Source organism: Aliirhizobium wenxiniae, from assembly GCF_014201355.1.
GTDB lineage: Bacteria > Pseudomonadota > Alphaproteobacteria > Rhizobiales > Rhizobiaceae > Neorhizobium > Neorhizobium wenxiniae.
This window is the reverse complement of the sequence record NZ_JACHEG010000001.1, coordinates 935,349-958,360: the sequence shown is the minus strand read 5'-3', so window position 1 is coordinate 958,360 and position 23,012 is coordinate 935,349. Positions and strand designations below refer to the sequence as shown.

The window sequence follows — 23,012 nt, the reverse complement described above, 5'->3', positions numbered from 1 at the left end:
GTCTTGTTTCAATTCCGGCTCGTGGATATAGCGCGGGGGCGCATTGTCGCGCCAATAAATCAGGAAACACCGTCGTGACTGTATCCAAGTCCATTCTGGCCGTATCCGGCTTCTGCGCGGCTCTGAGCCTGCTTGCCATAAGCCCGGCCAATGCCGCCACCACCTATCCACTGACGATCGACAATTGCGGTGCATCGGTCACCTTCAGCAAGGCTCCGGAACGGGCTGTCGGTCTGGGCCAGAACAGCGCGGAAATCCTGCTGCTTCTTGGTCTGGAGGACAAGATGGTCGGCACGGCGTTCTGGCCGAGCAAGGTTCTGCCGCAGCTCGAGGCGGCTAATGCCAAGGTGAAGCTGCTGACCGTCGAATTCCCGACCTTCGAAAGCATTCTGGCGCAGAACCCGGATTTCGTCGCAGCCGCCCTGCCAAGCCTGATCGGCCCGACCAGCAAGGTCGCCAAGCGCGAGGATTTCGACAAGGTCGGCGTGCCTTCCTACATCTCGCCGAGCACTTGCCTCTCCACCGAAAAGGTGAAGAACGAATACGGCAGCCGCGAGCAGCTGTGGAACATGGATCTGCTCTACAAGGAGATCTCGGAGCTTTCGCAGATTTTTGACGTTTCGGATCGCGGTCAGGCCCTGATCGACGATTTCAAGAAGCGTGAGGCGGCACTGCGCGCCAGCGTTTCCAAGGACGGCAAGAAGCTCTCCTATGTCTTCTGGTTCTCCAGCCCGTCGCCGACGGCTGACGCCTATCTCGGCGGCCAGAATGGTGCCTCCGGCTTCATTGCCGATGTGCTCGGCGGCGAAAGCGCCATCAAGACCGAAGCGGAATGGCCGACCCTCGGCTGGGAAAGCATCATCGCGACCAATCCTGACGTTATCGTCGTTGCCAATCTCGACCGTAACCGCTGGGAACTCGACAAGCCGGAAGCCAAGATCAAGTTCCTGACCACCGATCCGGCCGTCAGCCAGATCCCGGCCGTCAAGAACAAGGCCCTGGTCGTCATGGACGGTCAGGCGATGAACCCGACCATCCGCACCATCTATGGTGCCGAACAGGTGGGCGAGCAGCTCAAGGCACTTGGTCTTTTGAAGTGAGCGAAGATCGCCGTTCCCTACAGTCCCAATTCCGATCCGGGGGCCAGCAGTTCGTCGTATTTTCGGCGCTGCTGCTGGTCTCGCTTGCGGCTATCGCGCTGGTCGTCGGTGTCAGTGTCGGGATAGGCGATCTGCCGATCCCGCTGTCGACCACCTATGCGGCGATAACCAATCGGCTGGGCTGGACGGCGATCGAACTCAACCGCATCCATGAGACGGTGATCTGGGATTACCGTCTCAGCCGTGCGCTGGTCGCGGCCTTCTGCGGCGCGGGACTGGCTCTCTCCGGTGCCATAATGCAGTCTTTGCTACGCAATCCGCTGGCCGAGCCTTACGTGCTCGGCATTTCCGCCGGCGCCTCGACCGGTGCCGTCGCGATTGTCATTCTCGGGCTCGGTGCCGGCACGGTGTCGCTGTCGGCCGGTGCCTTTGCCGGCGCATTCGCTGCCTTCTTCTTCGTGGCGCTGTTGTCCAACGGCACGCGGGGAGGGGCGGACCGCACCATTCTTGCCGGTGTCGCAGCTTCGCAGCTCTTTAATGCCGCGACCTCCTATATCGTCACCACATCCGGCAACGCGCAGCAGGCGCGTGACGTGATGTTCTGGCTGCTCGGCAGTTTCGGCGGCGTGCGCTGGCCGGAATTCATGCTGGTCTCGGTCGTTGTCGGTGTCTGCCTGATCATCTGCCTGTGTTATGCGCGGGTGCTCGATGCCTTTGCCTTCGGCGATGAGGCCGCAGCCTCGCTCGGCGTCAATGTCGCCTGGGCGCGGATCATTCTTTTTGCGCTCACCGCAATGATGACGGCGACGATCGTCTCGATGGTCGGCACGATCGGGTTCGTCGGCCTCGTCGTGCCGCATGCGGCGCGTTTCGTGGTCGGGCCGCTGCACATCCGCCTTCTGCCCGCCTGCGCCATTGTCGGTGCAATCTTCATGGTGCTGGCGGATATCGCCTCCAGGGCGCTGATCCCGCAGCAGGTCCTGCCGATCGGTGTGGTGACCGCACTTGTTGGCGTGCCGTTCTTCGCGGTTATCCTCTATCGTTTCCAGAGGGTGTCATGAGCATCAGGACAGACAATCTTACCTGGAAGATCGGTGCCAAGACCATTCTCGATGGCGTCTCCTTCGAAGCGCAGCCCGGCCAGATGCTCGGGCTTCTGGGGCCGAACGGTTCCGGCAAGACTTCGCTTTTGCGGTTGCTTGCAGGGCTGAAGAAGCCGCATTCGGGAACCGTCACGCTCGAAGGCCGGGACATCAGGAGCATCGGCCGCCGCGCGATGGCGCAGCGCGTCGCCTTCGTCGAACAGCATGCGACGACCAATTCCAATCTCAAGGTCATCGATGTGGTCAAGCTCGGACGGTTTCCGCACCGCTCGATGTTTTCCGGCTGGTCCAAGGCGGATGATGACGCTGTTTCGGAAGCACTGGAGCGGGCCGGCATGGTGGAAAAGCGTAATGACCGCTGGCAGAGCCTTTCCGGCGGCGAGAAACAGCGCGCACATATCGCCCGTGCGCTGGCGCAGTCGCCGCAGGAACTCATTCTCGACGAGCCGACCAACCATCTCGACATCCAGCACCAGATCAGCCTGATGCGGCTTGTCTCCAACCTGCCGGTGACGAGCATCATCGCGCTGCATGACCTCAATCACGCGGCAATGTTCTGCGACCGGCTGATCATCATGCAGAAGGGCAGGATCGTCGCGTCGGGTGCGCCGGAAGAGATCCTGACGCAGGATCTGCTGCGAGATGTGTTTTGCGTCGATGCGCGGGTGGAAACCTCGCCGCATCACGCGCGGCCGCATATCTACTATCTGCGATAGGTCTTGAGGGCCGGAGAAGAAAAATCTCCGGCCGTGTCGGTTTCCTGTCTTCCCCTTCGTCCTAGGTTCACCATCCGATACGATGAACAGGACCTCAAAGGGAGACAGGACCGATGACCGCCACCTACAAGCTGCAGCTTACCCGCGAATTCGACGTGCCCGCCGAAAAGCTCTTCAAGGTGTGGACAACGCCGGAACGGTTCGGCGAGTGGTTCTGCCCGCTTCCTTGGAAAGTGACCGAAGCACGCTCGGACCTTCGCCCGGGTGGCGAAAGTTTCGTGCTGATGGAAGGCCCGAACGGTGAGAAGATCCCCAACCCGGGCGTCTATCTGGAAGTCGTGCCGGGCCGCAAGCTGGTCTTCACCGATGCCTATACCGCCGGATGGGTGCCGTCGGAAAAGCCGTTCATGACCGGCATTCTCGAATTCGAGGATCTGGGTAACGGTCGCTCGCGCTACACGGCGACCGCTGTGCACTGGAACGAAGATGACATGAAGGCGCATCAGGAAATGGGCTTCGAAGAGGGCTGGGGGATCGTTGCCGACCAGATGGCTGAACTGGCGAAGACGATCTGAGGAAAAAAGAGTCTTTTCAGGCGGATATCCCGGCGGGCTGAAGAAGTGATTCAGTCGCCGGGCACGGGTCAGATCTCCTGGATCCGGCGATCCTCTTCCGGCAGGACGGAAAGTTCGCGCCAGTCGATCTCCTCGAGGAAAAGATTGTATTCGTCGACAGTGAGCTTGTTATCCTCGCGCAGCTGTTCGAGGGTTTCGCGCTGGGCGTTGATCGCGTCGAGTGCCAGCCGGCGATAGGTTGCCAGCGCTGATGCGCCTTCCGCATGCAGGTTGCCGTGCTTTTCCAGCTTGAAATTGTTGCGCAGCATCTCCGCCTCCGCGCCGGTGGCGTTTTCGAGCGTCATAAAACCTGCTCGGGCGATATGGGCGCGCAGCTTGGTCACTTCGCGAAAACTGTCCGCCGTGCGGTCGAGGTCCAGCCATCTTATCAGCGGGATGAGCGTCAGGCCCTGCGCCACGAGGGTTGCGAGAACGACGGCGAAGGCGGCAAGGACGACCATGTCACGCTGAGGGAAATCCGCAGGCAGGGCAAAGGCGGTGGCGAGCGTGACCAGACCGCGCATGCCGCACCATCCGGCAAGCACTGCCTGCTTCATGGTTGCCGGTTCGGGCCGGCCGGCGCGAAGGGCGTAATAGGCGTGGATGCGGTTGAAGCCGATGCAGACGATGAGCCTGACGACGATGACGGTGATGACGACGAGGCCGGCGAAAGTGACGGCGTCGCCCAGATGGCCGGGCTCCATGTCGGACAGGATGGCGCGGGCCTGCATGCCCATCAACAGGAAGGCCATGACGTTCAGCACGAAGACGGCGGCGCTCCATACGGCATAGGACTGGACCCGCATGCGAGCCGACGAACGCGCTTCCGACATCTGCGCCAGCGTCATGCCGCAGGCGACGACGGCAAGAACGGCGGAGAGGTGAAGTCGCGTGGCTATGATCCACAGCAGAAAAGTCTGGGCAAACTGCATGACGTTGCCGCCGAGCGTACCGCTGACAGAGAGCGTCAGACGGCGGATCAGACGGGCGGCGAGAATGCCGAAGATGATGCCGCCGGGGACTGCGAGCGCCAGATGCAGGCCGACCTCGGTATCGAGGTGACCTGCGGACTGAATGGCAAGTGCTGCATCGAAGATGAGGAGGGCGGCTGCATCGTTGAACAGGCTTTCACCGCGCAGGATCGTATCGGTTTCGCGCGGGATCGAAACGGCCGAGAGCATGGCCGTGGCGGCGGCGGCATCAGGCGGGGCGACGATCGCGCCAAGCACCACGGCTGCCGCGATCGGCAGGCCGGCAAAGGTCGAGCCGACCCAGGCAACGGACGCGGCAGTCACGATGACACCGCCGATGGCGAAGGCGACGAGCGGCAGCCAGAAGCGCTTGGCGGTGCCGAGCGGGAAATCGAAGGCGGCATCGAGAAGGGCCGGTGCAATGAACAAGGCGAGTGCCGTTGCCGGGTCGATATTGATCACCGGCGTACCCGGAATGAGCGCCACCGCAGCTCCTGCCAAAGCCAGCATGGATGGATAGGGCATCCTCAGCCGCCGCGACAGCTGCAGAAGCATGATCGCCACGAGGATCAGGACGAGAAGGCTTTCGAAGAAGCTCATGGTTCCCCATCTCCCGGCGATATGAAAATGGAATGACGTTAAACTTGACGATTGTCAGCGATGCGGCCATCGAAAATTAGCGCAGCTATCGAATTTGTCGAACGGTAAGTTCGATGGTTTGCGGTTTGCGCTTGAGGTCTGCGGTCTCTATCTGAAGCGTAGAAATATTCCACCTTCGCGCAGATGACAGGATCTTCCATGGAACTCGGGCTTCATACATTCGGCGATATGGACGCCGGCGCTCTTAACAAGGGTGTCGAGGGCGCAAAGCGGCTCAACAATCTTCTCGAGGAGATCAAGCTTGCCGACGAGGTGGGGCTCGACGTCTTCGGGCTTGGAGAACATCACCGTCCCGATTACGTGATCTCTTCGCCATCGACCGTGCTTGCCGCAGCGGCTGCGATCACCAGGAATATCCGGCTGACCAGTTCCGTCACGGTGTTGAGTTCCGACGATCCGGTTCGGGTGTTCCAGCAATTTTCGACCGTCGACCTGATTTCCGGCGGGCGTGCCGAGATCATGGCCGGTCGCGGCTCGTTCATCGAGTCCTTCCCGCTGTTCGGTTACGATCTGGGAGACTATGACGAACTCTTCACCGAAAAGCTGGACCTGCTGCTCAAGCTCCGCGACGAAGAGATCGTCAACTGGAAGGGCCAGATGCGTGCGCCGATCAACAGGCATGGGGTCTATCCGCGGCCCTTGCAGGAGCAGTTGCCGGTCTGGATCGCGGTCGGCGGCACACCTCAATCGGTCGTACGTGCCGGCTCACTCGGCCTGCCTCTGGCAATCGCGATCATCGGCGGGGAATATCCGCGCTTCAAGCCGTTTGCCGATCTCTATCGCGAGGCGGGCGAGAATGCGGGCCATGATCCGGCGAAGTTGAAGACCAGCATCAATGTCCACGGCTTCATTGCCGATACAACGCAGGTTGCTGCGGACCAGTTTTACGGTCCGCAGTCGGAAGTGATGAACCGGCTTGGCCGCGAGCGGGGCTGGGGGCCGACGAGCCGGGAGCATTTCGATCAGGCCCGCTCTGCCCTTGGCAATCTTTTCGTCGGCGAGCCGGAACTGGTGGCCGAAAAGATCATTGCCGCCCACCGCGTGTTCAAGATGGACCGGTTTCTGCTGCAGATGGCAATCGGCCTCATGCCGCATGATCAGATCATGCGCGGTATTGAGCTTTACGGTACCAAGGTGGCGCCGATCGTCAGAAAGGAATTGACCGGATCGGCGGAGCGGGTCACATCGCAGTCAAACTAAGAACACAGACGAGGAAGCGACTCTTAATGGTAATCTCCAGTGAAGACGAACTCGACAAGCTGAAGGCAATCGGCCGGCTTTGCGCCCAGGCGATGGAGACGATGGCGAAGTCGCTGGAGCCGGGGATCACCACCAAGGAACTGGACGATATCGGCCGCAAGCTGCTTGAGGATAACGGCGCGCAATCGGCGCCGGAGACCTGCTACCAGTTTCCCGGCGCGACCTGCATCAGCGTCAACGAAGAGGTTGCGCACGGCATTCCGGGCGGCAGGGTGATCAAGGCGGGTGATCTCGTCAATATCGACGTTTCGGCGGTGAAGGACGGTTTCTTCGGCGATTGCGGCGCATCTTATGCGGTGCCGCCGGTTCGCCGCGAGATCGAAAAGCTTTGCCGTGATGGCAAGCGCGCGCTCTGGACCGGGCTGCAGCAGGTCAAGGCCGGCGCTCCGATTGCCGGCATCGGCAATTCGATTGGCGCGTTTGCCAAGAAGAACCGCTATACGCTGATCACCAATCTTTCCAGCCACGGCATCGGCCTGACCCTGCATGACGAGCCGAAGGAAATTCCGACCTGGCCGGAAAAGAGCGAGCGCCGAATCATGGAAGAGGGGCTGGTCTTCACCGTCGAGCCGTTCCTGTCGCTCGGTGGTACATGGGCCGAAGACGGCGACAACGACGATCCGTGGACTCTCTACAGCGACCCGAATGCACCGACCGTGCAATACGAACACACGATCGTTGCGACCAAGAACGGGCCGCTTATTCTTACTCTGGCAAATTAAGGGTGGTCATGAGCCGGTCGCGGCAAATGCGGCGACCGGAAAATATTGGTCAGCGGAGGCAGGCCTGCGCGCGATTGGCGGCTTCGATAGCGCAATAAAAGGCGCTTGCACGTTCTTCGCCGAGATTGTCGATCGAGCGGCGCGCCTGAACGCGGGCAGCACTTTCCAGAAGTTGAGCGAATGCGGCATTACCGATCAGGTCCGCCTTGCGCAGCTGCGCGATCAGCGGGTCCACCAGCACTTCCGATACGGTCAGGTCACGATCCATTTTGCGCCTCCCGTCTGTTGATTTGGCACGAAGCAGACCATGAAGGTCATTCGTGTCAACAACAAGACAAATGACCGCATGCGATGCACCAATTCGTTACTGCACCTGCTTTTCACGTAGAATCATTCAAAATATTCCGGAGTCGATGAAAAATGCTGATTTGTGCGGTGCATCCAGCGCTGCCATAAGCGGGTGATGGACATGACCCCTCGAGTAAATCTTCGTCTCGTCGGCCTTTCCGGCGCGATCGCCATGGCCGCTGCCATGGGCTTTGGCCGCTTCTTCTATACACCGGTCCTGCCTGGCATGATCGCCGGCATTCCGATCTCTTCGGCAGATGCAGGCTATATCGCTGCCGGCAATTTCGCCGGATATCTGGCAGGAGCGATCCTTGCGGGGCAGGGGTGGGCGGCAGGCCGCGAAAGAGTGATTGCGCTTTCCGCTTTGGCCTCTACCGCCATGCTGATGGCAGCCATGGCATTGACCACATCGGTTCCTGCATTCGTTGTCATCCGCTTTCTCGCAGGCCTTGCAAGTGCATTGGCGATGATTCTGACCTCCTCGATCGTGCTCCCCTATGCGCGTAATTGCGGCAAACAGGGACATGTCGTCAATTTTCTGCATTTCGGCGGCGTAGGGGCGGGGATTGCCCTGTCCTCGGCGCTGGCGCTGGTCGTCAATACATCGGCAGGTGATGCGGCGCATGGCTGGCGGATCAACTGGCTGGCAGGTGCCGCGATCACGCTTGCGACCCTGCTTGTCGTTCAATGGATGTTGCCGCGACCGCATGGCATGACGGAGCGTCGGGTGGAGCCGCGGCTCAAATGGAAGCTGCCGCTGGTGCTGCTGACGACGTCCTATGGCCTGTTCGGTTTCGGTTATGTGATTACCGCGACATTCCTGGTGACGATCGCAAGGCAGGGGGATGCCGGGCCAATCGTCGAATTCCTCGCCTGGTTCGTCACCGGCTGCGCGGCTGCAGTCTCGCTTCTCGTCTGGCATCCGCTGGCGATCCGAGCCGGGCTTGCCAGATCCTATACGGTGGCGATGACGGTGCTTGCGATCGGGGTTGTCTGTTCCGTGCTTCTGCCGCCGACGGCCGGTGCGCTTTTCGGTGGCCTCCTGCTCGGTGCGACCTTCATGGTGATCACCGCATACGGATTGCAGCTCGGCGGCAAGCTTGCACCGGAAAGCCCACGCCGTGCACTGGCTTCGATGACCGCCGCTTTCGGCGTCGGGCAGATCGTCGGCCCGCTGGTGGCCGGCTGGGCTGCTGAGAAGAGTGGAAGCTTTGCCCTACCGACGTTGATTGCGACGGGTGTGCTCGTCGTCTGCGTCGTGCTGGCGGCAATAGTGGCGAAACGTATTCCTTGAGTAGGAACGTGGTTACAAATGCGTAACAAAGCGGTGCGGCCATTGCCGCATCCATGCGATTGACATAATTTCGCGCCCTAACACCGCACCCCGCAGCTCCGAACTCAGGAAAGCATCCGCTCCGTGTTCCATTCCTTCTTTCCCCGCCCGAAATTGTTCTTCATTTCAGCGGCCGCCTGGTCCTTCGTTGCCATTCTCGCCTGGTATTTCATCTTTGCAGGGATAGGCGACCGAGCGGGCTTCGGCCTGCCGGAAGGGGCTTCAGAGCCCTATGACCTGACCTATTTCATCATGCCTTCGAACCTCTATTTCTATGCGTATTTCGCGATCTGCCTTCTGCTTTTCGGCGCGGCATGGTCCTTCATTGCCAAAGAAAATCCATGGATCGGCTGGTCCGTCTGGGGGTCGTTGCTGATCATCGCCGTCACCTATTTTGGTGTGCAGGTTTCGGTCGTGATCAATAACTGGCGCAGGCCTTTCGGCGATACGCTGATGAATGCACTTTCGGGCAAGGGGGGGACTGCATGGGATTTCTACAGCCTGATGATGATCTTCGCGCAGGTAGCGTTTGTCAGCATGACGGTGTCGATCCTGACGGACTTTTTCACCAGCCACTACATCTTCCGCTGGCGTACGGCGATGAACGATTTCTATATGTCCAAGTGGGAGCAGTTGCGCCATATCGAAGGCGCCTCGCAGCGTGTGCAGGAAGACACGATGCGGTTTTCCTCCACGCTTGAAGGCCTCGGGATCAGCCTGATCAATTCGGTCATGACGCTGGTCGTCTTCCTGCCGATCCTGTTCGGCCTTTCCGGATATGTGACGGAACTGCCGATCATCGGGGCCATTCCGCATGCGCTGTTCTGGCTGGCTATCTTCTGGGCGGCTTTCGGTACCGTGCTACTGGCAACAGTTGGTATCAAGCTACCGGGCCTGAACTTCCGCAACCAGCGCGTCGAAGCCGCCTATCGCAAGGAACTCGTTTACGGCGAGGACCATGCCGATCGCGCGCAGCCGCTTACGGTGAAGGAGCTTTACGCCAACGTGCGGACGAACTATTTCCGCATGTACTGGCATTATCTGTATTTCAATGTCGCCCGCTATTTCTACATCCAGGCGGATGCGCTGTTCCTGCTGTTCATGCTGGTCCCGACCATCGTCGCAGGCAAGATCACCTACGGTATCTACCAGCAGATCGCGACGGCCTTCGGTCAGGTGTCGAACTCGTTCCAGTATCTGGTCAATTCCTGGACGACGATCATCGAGCTTTTGTCGATCCACAAACGCCTCAAGGCGTTCGAGGCTGCGATCGATGGTGGTCCGCTGCCGGATATCGATCAGCGTTATCTCGAGCGCGAGGCCGAAGGCGGCGAGATGGCGGCGAACAAGCCGACCTGATCCTCCGTCATCGAAAGCACACAGTTTTGGCCGCGCCGGATTTGTCGATCCGGCGCGGTTCTGCGTTTCGGGGGATCGCATTGGCTTGATGATCGAGAGTGGCCGGTGCGATCTGCCCATGTTGGGAGTGAGGCAGGCAGGTATTCGATCGCATTTTGTGGTTCAGGTTTTGCCTGCCCCGACCGCTTCCGATGACTTGTGGAGGACTTGTCAGGCTCTCCGCTCACACCATCTGCGACCATCACCGGAACTGGCTCTTCGAACCCGTTGAGGAGGCCGGTTCGCGCGAGCCCGGTTTCCCATCCGATGACGCGCCGATTATCACGCGTGTTTTTGGAGCGGGGATGAGGCGGGGATGAAAAAGAGGGAAGTGGTTGAAATCTAGAATGCCGGAACGCGTGATCGCGGCATTTGTCCACGGTTGGGTGGAAGATCGGTCAGGCGGCGACGGGTGCGCGAAAACGAGCGATCATGCGGTTGAGCGTCCAGCCCATCAGGCAGCCGATAGCAGCGCCTGCGGCCTTGACCACGGCATCGTCGAGATGTGCATGCCTGGTCGGCGACAGGTATTGCAGCAGTTCGATGCCTCCGGCGCCGAGGATGACGAGGACGCCGCAAAGCAGCCATTGCCGCGGGTAGGCCAGCACGAAAAGCAGCGACATGACGGCAAAGGCACCGGCGCGATCGATGTCCACCGAGGCGAAATCCTGCGGGCGCAGGCGTATCGGGGAAACCGTCGCAAAAATGATAGCCGCGAGCGCCAGCCATGGCAGAAGCTTGATCAGGCGTGACGTCATCAATCGTGTCATGGAATTGTGATACCGTGAGCGGGAGGAGGTCGGAAGCGGCGTAAGCCGTCGAGACTATGGACAAGAGATAAATATCACGTGAGCGGCAATTTTGCGGCAGTGCAGCAAATGGCGGTTATCCGGCGGAATTGCTGCCGTTTGCCGGTGACGAGCGTCGCTCGCCCAACATACGGATCGCTTCGGTATAGCTGACGCAGGCGACATCGGCCTTGTTGCAGACTTCCGAGGCGAGCCGCTCCATCGCCCGCCAATAGGCGCCGGCGTTCATCTCGACGAAATGCAGGCCGATCTGCATGGGAATGCGATCTCCATCATACTGCTTGTCGAATGCGGCGCGGAAGGCGGAATAGGCGCGCTCCTCGAATTCGGCCGAGCGGCTGGGATTGTCGATGCCGGCCGAGTGGCGGACGAAGAGATTGTAGTCCATGGCGATGATCGGCCGCTGCTGCGGACCTTCGGGGATCAGCGGCAGGCCGAAGCGGATAAGGTCGCCTTTGGTCTCCGGCATCATCGGTCCCTTGGTGACGAGGCTTGCGTCATACTGGAAGCCCGTCTTCTTCTCCGCCTCCGTCATGCCAGTGCTGGTGGAGAAATAGGGCGCGCGGAAACCGCGAATGTCGTTGTCGATGAAGTCGCGCCAGCCCTGCGGCTCGTCGGCCGACGCACCGATTGCCTTCCAGGCATTGGTCATCACATCGTGAAAGCTCGTCATTTCCTGCCGCCACTCTGCCTCCGACCAGTCTTTTCCGTCGAAATGGCCGCAGGTATGGCTGGATATGCCATGGCCTTCCTGATGCGCCTGCCAGATATGACCGAGCCGTTCTTTCGCTTCGGGAATATCCTGTGCAAAGCCGATGTTGGAGCGGCCTGCTTTCTTGTCCGGTCCCTGGTATCGGGCCTTGTCTGCACGCGGGATGACCAGCGTGCAGGAAAGAAAATAGGTGAAATGGGCATTGTTGTTGCGGGCAAAATCGCGGCTACGCTGCCAAAGGGCATTCGAGCCCGCGCCGTCAAAGGAGATCATCAGCAACTGCTTTGGCCTTTGCCCCACATCTTGCGCCATTGCACCTGTCGATACGGTGAGGGCGGCAAGCAGGGTGGCCAAGGGTCGAAGACGCATCACTATTTCCTGATTCTACGAATGAACTGGCAATATCGGAGTGCTCTTGACCAGCGAATAAGGCGAAGCTTTGATTGTCTACATAAAGGATACCGCTTGTCTGCAATCGACGGCATCAGAACCGCAGCCGAAGCCCGATCGTTAAATACTGGACGCCACCATCCGCATCGCTGATCAAACCATAGGCTCCGGACCGATGATGGAAGCGGACGACAAGCTCTCTCGACTTGTTCTCAGGTAATGCGAAGGTGATTTCCGGGGCGAGATAATGGAGCAGCCGATCGCCGCGATCATTGCCTGCGCGGGCCTTTTCCTCTTGCGAAATACCGCTGGCGTAGTTGAGGCCGGTGGAGGCAGCTATGGTCGTGTAGATGTAATCGTTCCAGGGGAAATCGCTGTAGCGGAGAAACAGGGCCGCCCACACTTCGGATTCGTGCATGCTGCCAAACCGCTTGCCGACACCGAGTTCGGTTTCGATCGCAAAGCGTTCCTGCCAGAAGCTCGCTACCGTGCGGGAGGCGGAGACGCCGACAAAGCCGCTATCGCCATAATCCCAGCCGAAAGGGGAGAGGTCCCCTCCGAGAAAAATGTCCTCCATCGGGGTCTCGACGAACTTGCCGCCGAAAACCATGACGGCGCATTTCTCATCGCAGGGACCGGTCAGCCCGTACCACTGCCAATCTAACCAATCGCCGGCCTCTGCAGATGGCGGACACATAATCACGGCCAGTGTGGCAAAAGCCAGAGCTGCGTAAACTCTTTGCATCGAGCCGACCTCCCGAGTCTCCTCTGAGCGATCGCAATGACGAGATGCAGTCTGTCGGTACGAAGGCGGCAATAAGAGCTAAACACTGGCCGTCATGTCCAGAGATGCATGTCATTGCGCGAAATTTCGCCTTGGAAAGCATACGCTAATTGATTGTGGCGGCAAGGGGCGGGGTAACGCGTCCGTGATCGGTGGGTTTCAAGCTTTATCAGTGCGTTGCTTCAATAAGCTCTCTCGTTTTGCATGGGGGGCCTTACATCCTAAGGAAAATAGGCTAGAAGGCGCTTTCCCGACCAATTGTTTGCCTCAGGCGGAGCTTTGGCCGGACGACCGACCCAGGATTGGCCCCTTGACGCGGGCCGGAGACTTCGATGGCGCATAACGACGACAGTTTTTTCCGTGAAGTGAACGAAGAGCTTCGCTCAGACCAGCTGAAGAACGCCTGGAGGCGTTACGGCCGGATCGCGATTGGTGTCGCGGTAGCGATCGTCATCGGTACGGCCGCCTGGCGCGGTTATGAATATTGGGACAACCATGCCTCTTCGCAGTCTGGCGACCGCTTCATCGCGGCCCTGACGCTTGCTTCTGAAGGCAAGAACGACGAGGCGCTTTCAGCCCTTGGTGCAATCGAGAAGGATGGCACAGGCGCCTATCCCGTACTCGCGAAGATGCGCGCAGCTTCCGTGCAGCAGGCCAAGGGCGATGCGGCTGCGGCCGTCGAGATCTACAGGCAAGTCGGAAACGACAATGCAGCACCGCAGGCTGTTCGCGATCTCGCCAAGATGCGCGCCGCCTTCATTCTGGTCGATACCGGCACTTACGAGCAGGTTGCTGCTGAGGCGGAAATCCTCTCGGCGCAGGGTCATGTTCTGGCCAACTCCGCGCGCGAGGCGCTCGGCCTTTCCGCCTACAAGGCAGGAAACATGCCGCAGGCCAAGCAGTGGTTCCAGCAAATCGTCAACGATGCAGGCGCACCGCGTAATGTTGTGAACCGCGCGCAAATCATGCTCGACAATATCGCCGCCACCGGCAAGGCGCCCTAATTCCGTTCAGGATAAGGGCTTGAGGAAAACACTATGAGCTTCACCGTCGCCATCGTCGGACGTCCGAATGTCGGCAAGTCCACGCTTTTCAACCGTCTGGTTGGCAAGAAGCTGGCGCTTGTCGATGACACGCCGGGTGTTACCCGCGACCGTCGTCCGGGCGATGCGAAGCTCGTTGACCTGCGTTTCACCATCATCGATACCGCCGGTCTGGAAGAGGCCGGTGCCGATACGCTCGAAGGCCGCATGCGCGCCCAGACGGAAGCCGCGATCGACGAGGCGGATCTGACGCTGTTCGTCGTCGATGCCAAGTCCGGTCTGACGCCGCTCGACAAGACTTTCGGCGAGCTTTTGCGCCGCTCCGGCAAGCCGGTCGTGCTGGTTGCCAACAAGTCCGAAGCCAAGGGATCGGATGGCGGCTTCTACGATGCCTTCACGCTCGGCCTTGGCGAGCCGGTACCGATTTCCGCCGAACACGGCCAGGGCATGATCGACCTGCGCGACGCAATCGTCGAGGCGATTGGCCGGGAAAGAGCGTTCCCGGAAGACGGTGACGACTTCGAGGCGATCACGGATGTCGACGTCAGGGATTCCGTTCTCGGCGACGAGGCTGACGACGATGCCGAATATGACGAGACAAAGCCGCTGCGCGTCGCCATTATCGGCCGCCCGAATGCCGGAAAGTCGACGCTGATCAACCGGTTTCTCGGCGAAGACCGACTTCTGACCGGACCGGAAGCGGGTATTACGCGCGATTCGATCTCGGTCGAATGGGACTGGCGCGGTCGCACGATCAAGATGTTCGATACCGCTGGCATGCGTCGCAAGGCGCGGGTGACCGAAAAACTCGAAAAACTGTCCGTCGCAGATTCGCTTCGGTCGATCCGCTTTGCCGAAACCGTCGTCATCGTCTTCGATGCGACGATCCCGTTCGAAAAGCAGGACCTGCAGCTCGCCGACCTCGTGTTGCGCGAAGGTCGTGCCGCCGTGCTCGCGTTCAACAAGTGGGACCTGATCGAAGATCCGCAAGCGGTTCTGGCCGAGTTGCGCGAAAAGACCGAACGGCTCTTGCCGCAGGCGCGCGGCCTGCGTGCCGTGCCGATTTCCGGCCAGACGGGCTACGGCCTCGACAAGCTGATGCAGGAAATCGTCGCTACCGACAAGGTTTGGAACAAGCGCATCTCGACGGCCAAGCTCAACAAATGGCTGGAAGGAACGCAGGTCCAGCATCCGCCACCGGCAGTTTCCGGCCGCCGCCTGAAGCTGAAATACATGACCCAGGTTAAGGCGCGCCCGCCGGCCTTCATGGTGTCCTGCACGCGGCCCGACGCGTTGCCGGAAAGCTATATCCGCTACATGATCAACGGATTGCGCAATGATTTCCAGATGCCGGGCGTACCGATCCGCATCCATTTCAAGGCAGGTGACAACCCGTTCGAGAACCGCAGGAAGAAGCGCTAAGCTTCTTTCCTGACGGATCGGAATCACTCCTGATATTGCCAAGGCCAGCCATCAGGGCGGTATTCGGCGTCGGCTTGCACTATTTAGCAATTCGTGATGCACTGCATCTCTGGCTTGTGCGGTTGGAGGACCTGCAAGCCGGATTTCGGTCGGGCTGCCTTGCAGCGCCGATTTCATGATCGGGAGGATCACATGATTGCAGTGGGTCTCGTCGCGGCTATCTGTCTCGGTGTCGGCAGCGTTTTCTATTTTCGCCAACGTGACGGGAATGGCGGCTGAACCGCTGTATTCCTAAAACTCAATGAAGCGCCAATCGCATCAGCGATGATCGTGGTTCATTCCGCTGCGGGCAATGCACGGTTGGCCTGGGCTTTGAGGACATTGCCGAGAAACTGTTTCGAGGCCGCTTCCCAGGTGTAGCTGCGGGCGAGTTGGCTTGCGTCTTCGCGACGGCAACCGAGTGCCCTCAGGCATGCGGCCTTGAGATCGTCATCCAGCGCACCAGCGCCGGAACCTTGCTCGATAATGTCGACCGGTCCCATGACCGGATAGGCTGCGACGGGAACGCCGCTCGCCAGAGCTTCGAGAATGGTGTTGCCAAACGTATCGGTCCTGGACGGGAAAACGAAGACATCCGCCTGGGCATAGGCGCGGGCGAGATCCTCACCGGTCTTCATGCCGGTAAAGAGCACGTTCGGATAACGTTTCTTCAGTTCAGCCAGGGCTGGGCCATCACCGACCACGACCTTCGAGCCGGGCAGGTCGAGATCGAGAAAGGCGGGAAGGTTTTTTTCAACCGCAACGCGGCCGACCGTCAGGAAAATAGGGCGAGGGAGATCGAAGGGGCGCTCCTCGAGGTTCATCGGGTGAAACGTGGTCTGATCGATGCCACGGCTCCAGCGCAGGAGATTGCGTATACCTATCCTTGATAGTTCGCGCTCGAGGCTTGCGGTCGCGACCATGCAGCCATTACCGGCATTGTGGAACCAGCGGACAAAAGCCTGCATCCAGCGGATCGGAACCGGAAAGCGGGCTGCCACATATTCGGGAAAGCGGGTGTGATAGCTGGTCGAGAACGGCATGCCGTTCTTCAGGCACCAGCGGCGGGCCATCAGTCCGAGCGGCCCCTCGGTTGCGATATGGACGGCGGTGGGCAAGGTCTTTTCAATCGCGCCGGCAACCTGGGCGAAAGTGGTGACGGAGAGCCTGATCTCGGGATAGGTGGGGCAGGGGATGCTGGCGAAATCCTTCGGCGTGACCATGACCACCTCGACGCCCATGCGGGTCAGTTCGCGGTTGGTGTTCTCGATCGAGCGGACGACGCCGTTTACCTGCGGGTACCATGCATCTGTCACGATGGTAATTCTGGTCATGCGTGGCCCAAAGCCTCGTTGCCGATCCGGTGGTCGCTTCCTTGGCGACTCGCGCGAAAGGATGCGGTTACAGCCCTCTATCGGCAAAGTTCATGACAGGCGGATGAAGCATGTCATGAAGGTCGTTGCATGGCGCTCCTCATCGCCTTCTCATCTGGCGAAACGACACAGACCGTCATTTCGTGTTTGCAGTGCGGCAGATGAAGTCCTATCTCAGCGGCATATGATGTTGTGAGTGATTTTAGTGACCCTGCGTTCGATCAAAATTGCCGCTGCCGTTCTTATCGCCCCGATTGCCGCTATCGGCATCCATATGGGCGTGAACCAGATGATCGGTAACTTCCATGAAGTCATTCCGGGTGAGCTTTACCGCTCGGGCCAGCCGGGTGACGCGCAGATCGATAAAGCGGCGACGCGATATGGCGTCAAAACGATCATAAACCTGCGCAATGAGCGCCGCGGGGATTGGTATGAGGAAGAGAAGGCGTCGGCCGAAGAGAACGGCGTAACGCTGATCGATTTTCCGCTAAGCTCCGGAAGATTCGTGCCGGTCGAGCAGAGCGAACGGCTGGCCGAAATCATGAGGACTGCAGAAAAGCCGATCCTGATACACTGCGAACACGGCGCAAACCGCACCGGGCTTGCATCGGCAATCTATGTCGGTGCGGTTGCCAAGCGTAGCGAGCTTTTCTCCGAACTGCAGCTTTCACCCTATTACGGGCATATTCCGATCCGGGGCATCGGTCGTTATGCGATGTACCAGTCCTGGGACGAGTTCGAAGAGACGATCGGTTTCTGACCGTCTCTTCTTGTCTATTGTTTTTCGTTACTTCGGCAGCAGGTCAGGGCTGATCAGCGCGCCGTGATGGCAGATGACGGTGGAGGCGACAGCGGCACCATATGCGGCCGCTTCTGCCGGCGTGCAGCCCTTGGCGAGACTGGCCAGAAAACCGCCGTTGAAGCTGTCGCCGGCGCTTGTCGTGTCGACGACCTTGTCGACCTTGACCGACGGGACGTGGACGACGGGTGCGGAACCGAATGCAAGCGTAACACCACCTGGGCCATCCTTGACCACGACGTTTTCGACACCGAGTGCCTTGTAGCGGGCAATCGTTGCGGCCACATCCTTGTCGCCGAAATGAACGGCTTCATCATCGAAGCTCGGCAAAACGAGCGTCGAGGCGCGGGCGCCGTCTTCGATCGTCTTCAGCATATAGTTCTTGTTTGGCCACAGGCGCGGGCGAATGTTCGGGTCGAAGACGACCGTCTTGCCGGATGCCTTGGCACGGCGGGCTTCTGCGAGAAGCGTATCAACTGCTTCCGGTGCCAGAATGCCGAGCGTGATGCCGGAGAAATAAATGATCTGAGCACTATCGATCGCGGCACGCAGGTGATCGGCGTCGTCGGCCAGCTTCTTTGCCGCGGCCGTGTCGCGCCAGTAGCTGAAGGTGCGCTCGCCGTCTTTCAGGGTGATGAGGTAGAGGCCGGGCGTCTTGCCGGCAATGCGTAGGATCTGGCTGGTGCCGATACCGGCGCCGTCCATCATGGCAAGCATTTCACTGGACATCGGATCATCGCCTACGGCGGTGAAATAGTCGATCGACCAGTCTGACGGGAAGCAGGCGCGGGCATACCAGGCCGTGTTCAACGTATCGCCGGCAAAACCCTTGCGCAGCAGGCCTTCACCCGCCTGCGACAGTTCCACCATGCATTCGCCAATAGAAAGAAGTCTGCCTGCCAAAATATCGTCCCTCCGGTAAAGTCCTGTGGTCGCATAAGCTTTCGCACCGTGTCTGACAAGTCCGTGCGGGGGGCTCAATACGCGTTGTCTTTTGTCGCAGGGGCTCTAGGTTGGGGCTGGAACATTTGCATAAGGGAGCATGATCGTATGGCGACGGAAGTGCAGAAGCGAGCCGTAGGCGCAGGCACGGACTGGTGGCGCGGGGCGGTGATCTACCAGATCTATCCGCGATCCTTCCAGGATACGACCGGCGACGGACTGGGCGATATCAAGGGGATCACCCGGCGCCTTGCGCATGTCGCCTCGCTCGGCGTCGATGCGATCTGGCTGTCGCCCTTCTTCACTTCGCCGATGGCCGATATGGGCTATGACGTCTCCGATTACTGCAATGTCGATCCGATGTTCGGCACGCTTGCCGATTTCGACGAGATGATGGTCGAGGCGCATCGGCTGGGGCTTAAGGTCATTATCGACCAGGTGATCTCGCACACCTCCGACCGGCACCCGTGGTTCGTCGAAAGCCGCACCAGCCGCACCAATCCCAAGGCGGACTGGTTCGTCTGGGCCGACCCAAAGCCGGATGGCACGGCGCCGACAAACTGGCTGTCGATCTTCGGCGGTCCGGGCTGGGAATGGGACGGCGTGCGCAAGCAATATTACATGCACAATTTCCTGATCTCGCAGCCGGATCTCAACTTCCACAATCCCGAGGTTCAGGATGCTTTGCTTGATACGGTGAAATTCTGGCTCGAACGCGGGGTGGACGGGTTCCGGCTCGACACGGTGAACTATTATTTCCACGACAAGCAGCTCAGGAACAACCCGCCTATGGTCTATGACACCGATGGCGCGGGCATGGAGACGGATACCAATCCGTATTCGATGCAGAACCACCTTTATGACAAGACGCAGCCGGAAAATATCGACTTCCTGAAACGGCTTCGGGCTTTGCTCGATACCTATGACGACCGGATGACCGTGGGCGAGGTGGGCGACGGGCCGCGCTCGCTGAAGACCCTGGCGGAATATACGAGCGGCAGCGACAAGCTGCACATGTGCTACACGTTCGACTTTCTGGGGCCGGCGTTCGATGCCGGCTATATCCGAAAGATCATGACGACGGTGGCGGATACGGTGAGCGAAGGCTGGGTCTGCTGGGCCTTTTCCAATCACGACGTCATCCGCCACGTCACCCGCTTCATCGAGACGCCTGAGGAACAGGATCGGGTCGCCAAGCTGTCGATCAGCCTCATATCCGTGCTGCGCGGTTCGATCTGCCTCTATCAGGGCGAGGAACTTGGGCTGACGGAGGCGGAGCTTGCCTTCGAAGATCTGCGCGATCCCTATGGCATCCGCTTCTGGCCAGCCTTCAAGGGTCGCGACGGATGCCGCACGCCGATGGTGTGGGAGGCAAAGGCTCCGCATGCGGGCTTTACCGAGGGTTCGACGACATGGCTGCCGGTGCCGAATGAGCATGCTGCCCGCGCGGTCGATGTGCAGGAGAGGCTGGCGACATCGGTGCTGGCTCACTACCGGGCGACGCTCTCTTTCCGCAAGGTGCATCCGGCACTGGTCGACGGCGACATGACGTTCATCGAGACCAACCAGGATCTTCTGGCGTTTACGCGCGAGAAGGGCGGAGAGAGGCTGCTGTTCGTGTTCAACCTAACGCGCGAGAAACAGAAGTTCACACTGCCTGCGCGGTTCGACAGCGTGACGCCGGTGGATATGCCGGGGTTCGTGTCGACGCTTGAGGGCGGTGCGGCGGTGCTGGAAGGCATCGACGTGTTTTGTGCGCGGGTGTGAGGTGAGGCAGACGAGCTACTGATGCTGAAGGCGTTTTGGGCGAGCTTGAGACTGGAGGGAGGAGAGGTGTAAGGCGATGCTCCAACCTCCCTCATTCCTGTGCTTGTCACCCCAAGCGATCGTTGCAAGCTACGCTGGCGTCGCATGAAAACAAAAGGCCCGCGATCGCTCGCGGGCCTTTCGTTACTTCAACAATCAGGCAATCGCCGCATCTCAGTCGAAATGCAGTTCGCGTTCGCCCTGTTCGTCGCGGATGCAGGTCTGCAGGCCGATCTTGTTGAGGATGTTCAAGAACGGGCGCGGGGCCAGTTCTTCGACGTTTGCCATCTTCTTCACATCCCATTCGCCGGTGGCGACCAGCATTGCTGCTGCGACCGGGGGGACGCCTGCGGTGTAGGAGATGCCCTGGGAGCCAACTTCCTTGAAGGCTTCCTTGTGGTCGGCGACGTTGTAGATGAACACCGTGCGTTCCTTGCCGTCCTTGATGCCCTTGACGAAGTCACCAATGCAGGTCTTGCCTTCGTATTCCGGCGCCAGCGAGGACGGGTCGGGCAGGCAGGCCTTGACGACCTTGAGCGGCACGACTTCATCGCCATTGGCGAGCTTGACCGGCTGCTCCGACAGGAGGCCGATGTTCTTCAGGACGGTGAAGACGTTGATGTAGTGATCGCCAAAGCCCATCCAGAAGCGTACGTCGGCGCCTTCCATGTTCTTGGCCAGCGAATGCACTTCGTCATGGCCGCAGAGATAGGCGCGGCGGGTGCCGACGACCGGCAGGTCGTAGTCCTTGCCGATTTCGAACATCTTGTTGACGTTCCATTCGCCGCCCTGCCACGAGTACACGACGCCCGTAAATTCGCGGAAATTGATTTCCGGGTCGAAGTTGGTGGCGAAATATTTGCCGTGGCTGCCGGCATTGATGTCGACGATATCAACGTCGGTGACGGTGTCGAGATATTCGTCCTTGGCCAGACGCGCATAGGCGTTGACCACGCCCGGATCGAAGCCGGCGCCGAGGATGGCGGTGATGCCCTTTTCCTCGCATTCGGCGGCGCGCTTCCACTCGTAGTTACCGTACCACGGCGGGGTCTCGCAGATCTTGTTCGGCTCTTCGTGGATGGCGGTGTCGATATAGGCGACGCCGGTATCCATGCAGGCGCGCAGCACCGACATATTGAGGAAGGCGGTGCCGACGTTGATGACGATCTGGCTTCCGGTCTTTACGATAAGAGCCTTGGTGGCTTCGATATCCAGCGCGTCGAGCGCATGGGCTTCAAGCACGCCCGGCTGCTTCATCGCCTTCTTTTCGTGAACCGAAGCGATGATGGCGTCGCACTTTGCCTTTGTGCGCGAGGCGATATGGATGTCACCGAGGACATCGTTGTTCTGCGCACACTTGTGTGCAACGACCTGCGCGACGCCGCCGGCGCCGATGATGAGCACGTTCTTCTTCATAATGGGGACCACTCCTTGCGTCCAATCGTCAGAAAGTCTTGTCCTGAGGGCTCCTCGAGCCCGGTATGATCAGGAAAGGCTCTGTTCGTAGTCCGTGTAGTCAAACTCACGGACCGTCCTGAGGCTGCCATCCAGTTCCCGGATGGCGATTGCCGGCATTTTCACGCCGTTAAACCAGTTTTTCTTGACCATCGTGTAGCCGGCAGCATCCTGGAACGAGATGCGGTCGCCGACCTTTACTTCTTCGGGGAAGTCGAATTCCCCAAAAATATCCCCGGCAAGGCATGACTTGCCGCAGACCATCGCACGATGGGGTCCCTGGTTGGGGTGAACCTTGGCATTCTCACGATAGATCAGGAGATCCAGCATGTGCGCTTCGATGGACGAATCCACCACGACAAGGTTCTTGCCGTTGTAAAGCGTGTCGAGGACGGTGGTTTCCAGCGTCGTCGATTTGGTGATCGAGGCTTCGCCCGGCTCCAGATAGACCTGGACGCCATATTCGCCGGAGAAACGCCTGAGGCGTTCGGCGAACAGATCGACCGGGTAATCATCGCCGGTGAAATGGATGCCGCCGCCGAGCGAGACCCATTCGGCCTTTTTCAGCAGTGGTGCGAATTTTTGCTCGATATCGCCGAGCATGCGGTCGAACAGGGCAAAATCCTTGTTCTCGCAGTTGTTGTGGATCATGAAGCCAGTGATCATGTCCATGACCGGCTCGACCTTGGCGAGATCCCATTCGCCCAGACGCGAGAAGGGGCGGGCAGGGTCCGCGAGATCGAAGCTCGACGAGGAGACGCCCGGGTTCAGGCGCAGGCCGCGGGTGATGCCGGAGGACTGGCCTTCAAAGCGCTGCAGCTGGCCGATCGAGTTGAAGATGATCTTGTCGGCGTAGGACACGACTTCATCGATCTCGTAATCCGCATAGGCGACGGAATAGGCGTGGGTTTCCTTGCCGAAGCGCTCGTGGCCGAGGCGGACTTCATTGAGCGACGAGGAGGTCGTGCCGTCCATATAGTCGCGCATGAAATCGAAGACGGACCAGGTGGCGAAGCATTTCAGCGCCAGCAATGCCTTGGCGCCCGACTTCTCACGCACAGTGGCAATCCGTTCCATGTTCTGGAGCAGCTTGGACTTGTCGATGAGGTAGTAAGGGGTCTGCAGCATTTCGGTCGGGTGGCCTTCTTACGGTTCTTCTAAAACGTTAAGGGGGCCTATTGCCTGACAGAGATGACATCTTCAAGACCCCATG

The 23,012-nt window shown here is 59.7% G+C and carries 20 protein-coding genes and 1 pseudogene; 12 read left to right on the top strand and 9 right to left on the bottom strand.

All coding sequences use genetic code 11. The features are described from left to right. Window positions 1-74: 74 nt before the first annotated feature. The 4 genes from HNQ72_RS04645 to HNQ72_RS04630 all read left to right on the top strand — a co-directional run bounded on the left by HNQ72_RS04645 (window position 75) and on the right by HNQ72_RS04630 (window position 3,494). A complete protein-coding gene (locus tag HNQ72_RS04645) occupies window positions 75-1,100 on the top strand; it encodes an ABC transporter substrate-binding protein (RefSeq protein WP_183989950.1) in 1,026 nt (341 codons plus the stop codon). Between the two features lie 68 nt (window positions 1,101-1,168). Next, a complete protein-coding gene (locus tag HNQ72_RS04640) occupies window positions 1,169-2,161 on the top strand; it encodes a FecCD family ABC transporter permease (protein ID WP_183991306.1) in 993 nt (330 codons plus the stop codon). Next, a complete protein-coding gene (locus HNQ72_RS04635) occupies window positions 2,158-2,919 on the top strand; it encodes an ABC transporter ATP-binding protein (protein WP_183989948.1) in 762 nt (253 codons plus the stop codon). The genes HNQ72_RS04640 and HNQ72_RS04635 overlap by 4 nt, the downstream gene beginning before the upstream one ends. 113 nt (window positions 2,920-3,032) lie before the next feature. Continuing rightward, complete coding sequence (locus HNQ72_RS04630; RefSeq protein ID WP_183989946.1) at window positions 3,033-3,494, top strand: SRPBCC family protein; 462 nt, start codon at window positions 3,033-3,035, stop codon at window positions 3,492-3,494. Between the two features lie 68 nt (window positions 3,495-3,562). On the opposite strand, the gene HNQ72_RS04625 is transcribed toward HNQ72_RS04630, so the two are convergent. Beyond that, entirely contained in the window at window positions 3,563-5,104 is a 1,542-nt protein-coding gene (locus HNQ72_RS04625) for a cation:proton antiporter (RefSeq protein ID WP_183989944.1), read from the bottom strand. A 198-nt stretch (window positions 5,105-5,302) separates the two neighbouring features. Between HNQ72_RS04625 and HNQ72_RS04620 the strand changes: the two genes are divergently transcribed. After that, window positions 5,303-6,364 (top strand): LLM class flavin-dependent oxidoreductase, encoded by a 1,062-nt coding sequence (locus HNQ72_RS04620; protein WP_183989942.1) that lies wholly within the window; start codon window positions 5,303-5,305, stop codon window positions 6,362-6,364. A 26-nt stretch (window positions 6,365-6,390) separates the two neighbouring features. Continuing rightward, window positions 6,391-7,146, top strand: a complete 756-nt coding sequence (map, locus tag HNQ72_RS04615; protein ID WP_183989940.1) for a type I methionyl aminopeptidase — start codon at window positions 6,391-6,393, stop codon at window positions 7,144-7,146. Window positions 7,147-7,195: 49 nt separating this feature from the next. Here map and HNQ72_RS04610 read toward each other — a convergent pair whose 3' ends face one another. After that, complete coding sequence (locus tag HNQ72_RS04610; protein ID WP_183989938.1) at window positions 7,196-7,414, bottom strand: hypothetical protein; 219 nt, start codon at window positions 7,412-7,414, stop codon at window positions 7,196-7,198. Between the two features lie 201 nt (window positions 7,415-7,615). Here HNQ72_RS04610 and HNQ72_RS04605 point away from each other — a divergent pair, with 201 nt between their 5' ends. After that, the gene (locus HNQ72_RS04605; RefSeq protein WP_244654290.1) at window positions 7,616-8,788 is read left to right on the top strand and encodes a YbfB/YjiJ family MFS transporter; all 1,173 of its coding nucleotides are present in this window, start codon (window positions 7,616-7,618) and stop codon (window positions 8,786-8,788) included. A 123-nt stretch (window positions 8,789-8,911) separates the two neighbouring features. Continuing rightward, window positions 8,912-10,186, top strand: a complete 1,275-nt coding sequence (gene sbmA / locus HNQ72_RS04600; protein ID WP_183989934.1) for a peptide antibiotic transporter SbmA — start codon at window positions 8,912-8,914, stop codon at window positions 10,184-10,186. 437 nt (window positions 10,187-10,623) lie between these two features. Here sbmA and HNQ72_RS04595 read toward each other — a convergent pair. From HNQ72_RS04595 to HNQ72_RS04585, 3 genes and pseudogenes are all read right to left on the bottom strand, one after another. Continuing rightward, a pseudogene (locus HNQ72_RS04595) lies at window positions 10,624-11,001 on the bottom strand (VanZ family protein); the annotation flags it as partial. Window positions 11,002-11,110: 109 nt separating this feature from the next. Further along, window positions 11,111-12,115 carry a polysaccharide deacetylase family protein gene (locus HNQ72_RS04590; protein ID WP_183989930.1) on the bottom strand — a complete coding sequence of 335 codons (1,005 nt, stop codon included), beginning with the start codon at window positions 12,113-12,115 and terminating at the stop codon, window positions 11,111-11,113. A gap of 115 nt (window positions 12,116-12,230) precedes the next feature. Further along, window positions 12,231-12,881, bottom strand: a complete 651-nt coding sequence (locus HNQ72_RS04585; RefSeq protein ID WP_183989928.1) for a hypothetical protein — start codon at window positions 12,879-12,881, stop codon at window positions 12,231-12,233. Between the two features lie 371 nt (window positions 12,882-13,252). Between HNQ72_RS04585 and HNQ72_RS04580 the strand changes: the two genes are divergently transcribed. Both HNQ72_RS04580 and der read left to right on the top strand, forming a co-directional pair. Continuing rightward, entirely contained in the window at window positions 13,253-13,924 is a 672-nt protein-coding gene (locus HNQ72_RS04580; protein WP_183989926.1) for a tetratricopeptide repeat protein, read from the top strand. A 33-nt stretch (window positions 13,925-13,957) separates the two neighbouring features. After that, window positions 13,958-15,385 (top strand): ribosome biogenesis GTPase Der, encoded by a 1,428-nt coding sequence (der, locus tag HNQ72_RS04575; protein WP_183821330.1) that lies wholly within the window; start codon window positions 13,958-13,960, stop codon window positions 15,383-15,385. 335 nt (window positions 15,386-15,720) lie between these two features. On the opposite strand, the gene HNQ72_RS04570 is transcribed toward der, so the two are convergent. Next, window positions 15,721-16,758 (bottom strand): glycosyltransferase family 4 protein, encoded by a 1,038-nt coding sequence (locus HNQ72_RS04570; protein WP_183989924.1) that lies wholly within the window; start codon window positions 16,756-16,758, stop codon window positions 15,721-15,723. A gap of 235 nt (window positions 16,759-16,993) precedes the next feature. Here HNQ72_RS04570 and HNQ72_RS04565 point away from each other — a divergent pair, with 235 nt between their 5' ends. Next, window positions 16,994-17,557, top strand: a complete 564-nt coding sequence (locus tag HNQ72_RS04565) for a dual specificity protein phosphatase family protein (protein ID WP_244654289.1) — start codon at window positions 16,994-16,996, stop codon at window positions 17,555-17,557. 27 nt (window positions 17,558-17,584) lie between these two features. Here the strand turns inward: HNQ72_RS04565 and HNQ72_RS04560 are convergent, their stop codons facing one another. Next, entirely contained in the window at window positions 17,585-18,499 is a 915-nt protein-coding gene (locus tag HNQ72_RS04560; RefSeq protein ID WP_183989922.1) for a sugar kinase, read from the bottom strand. A gap of 147 nt (window positions 18,500-18,646) precedes the next feature. Between HNQ72_RS04560 and bglA the strand changes: the two genes are divergently transcribed. Beyond that, entirely contained in the window at window positions 18,647-20,305 is a 1,659-nt protein-coding gene (bglA, locus tag HNQ72_RS04555; RefSeq protein ID WP_183989920.1) for a beta-galactosidase BglA, read from the top strand. A gap of 213 nt (window positions 20,306-20,518) precedes the next feature. Here bglA and HNQ72_RS04550 read toward each other — a convergent pair whose 3' ends face one another. Both HNQ72_RS04550 and HNQ72_RS04545 read right to left on the bottom strand, forming a co-directional pair. Next, window positions 20,519-21,760 carry a saccharopine dehydrogenase family protein gene (locus HNQ72_RS04550; RefSeq protein ID WP_183989918.1) on the bottom strand — a complete coding sequence of 414 codons (1,242 nt, stop codon included), beginning with the start codon at window positions 21,758-21,760 and terminating at the stop codon, window positions 20,519-20,521. A gap of 69 nt (window positions 21,761-21,829) precedes the next feature. Next, window positions 21,830-22,927 (bottom strand): carboxynorspermidine decarboxylase, encoded by a 1,098-nt coding sequence (locus HNQ72_RS04545; RefSeq protein ID WP_183989916.1) that lies wholly within the window; start codon window positions 22,925-22,927, stop codon window positions 21,830-21,832. Window positions 22,928-23,012: the final 85 nt, after the last annotated feature.

Coding starts and splice junctions, on each gene's coding strand:
- HNQ72_RS04550 (WP_183989918.1), bottom strand. CDS start 21,760: ATGAAGAAGAACGTGCTCATCATCGGCGCCGGCGGCGTCGCGCAGGTC.
- HNQ72_RS04620 (WP_183989942.1), top strand. CDS start 5,303: ATGGAACTCGGGCTTCATACATTCGGCGATATGGACGCCGGCGCTCTT.
- bglA (WP_183989920.1), top strand. CDS start 18,647: ATGGCGACGGAAGTGCAGAAGCGAGCCGTAGGCGCAGGCACGGACTGG.
- HNQ72_RS04625 (WP_183989944.1), bottom strand. CDS start 5,104: ATGAGCTTCTTCGAAAGCCTTCTCGTCCTGATCCTCGTGGCGATCATG.
- HNQ72_RS04580 (WP_183989926.1), top strand. CDS start 13,253: ATGGCGCATAACGACGACAGTTTTTTCCGTGAAGTGAACGAAGAGCTT.
- HNQ72_RS04610 (WP_183989938.1), bottom strand. CDS start 7,414: ATGGATCGTGACCTGACCGTATCGGAAGTGCTGGTGGACCCGCTGATC.
- HNQ72_RS04585 (WP_183989928.1), bottom strand. CDS start 12,881: ATGCAAAGAGTTTACGCAGCTCTGGCTTTTGCCACACTGGCCGTGATT.
- HNQ72_RS04570 (WP_183989924.1), bottom strand. CDS start 16,758: ATGACCAGAATTACCATCGTGACAGATGCATGGTACCCGCAGGTAAAC.
- der (WP_183821330.1), top strand. CDS start 13,958: ATGAGCTTCACCGTCGCCATCGTCGGACGTCCGAATGTCGGCAAGTCC.
- HNQ72_RS04630 (WP_183989946.1), top strand. CDS start 3,033: ATGACCGCCACCTACAAGCTGCAGCTTACCCGCGAATTCGACGTGCCC.
- HNQ72_RS04635 (WP_183989948.1), top strand. CDS start 2,158: ATGAGCATCAGGACAGACAATCTTACCTGGAAGATCGGTGCCAAGACC.
- HNQ72_RS04545 (WP_183989916.1), bottom strand. CDS start 22,927: ATGCTGCAGACCCCTTACTACCTCATCGACAAGTCCAAGCTGCTCCAG.
- HNQ72_RS04605 (WP_244654290.1), top strand. CDS start 7,616: ATGACCCCTCGAGTAAATCTTCGTCTCGTCGGCCTTTCCGGCGCGATC.
- HNQ72_RS04590 (WP_183989930.1), bottom strand. CDS start 12,115: ATGCGTCTTCGACCCTTGGCCACCCTGCTTGCCGCCCTCACCGTATCG.
- map (WP_183989940.1), top strand. CDS start 6,391: ATGGTAATCTCCAGTGAAGACGAACTCGACAAGCTGAAGGCAATCGGC.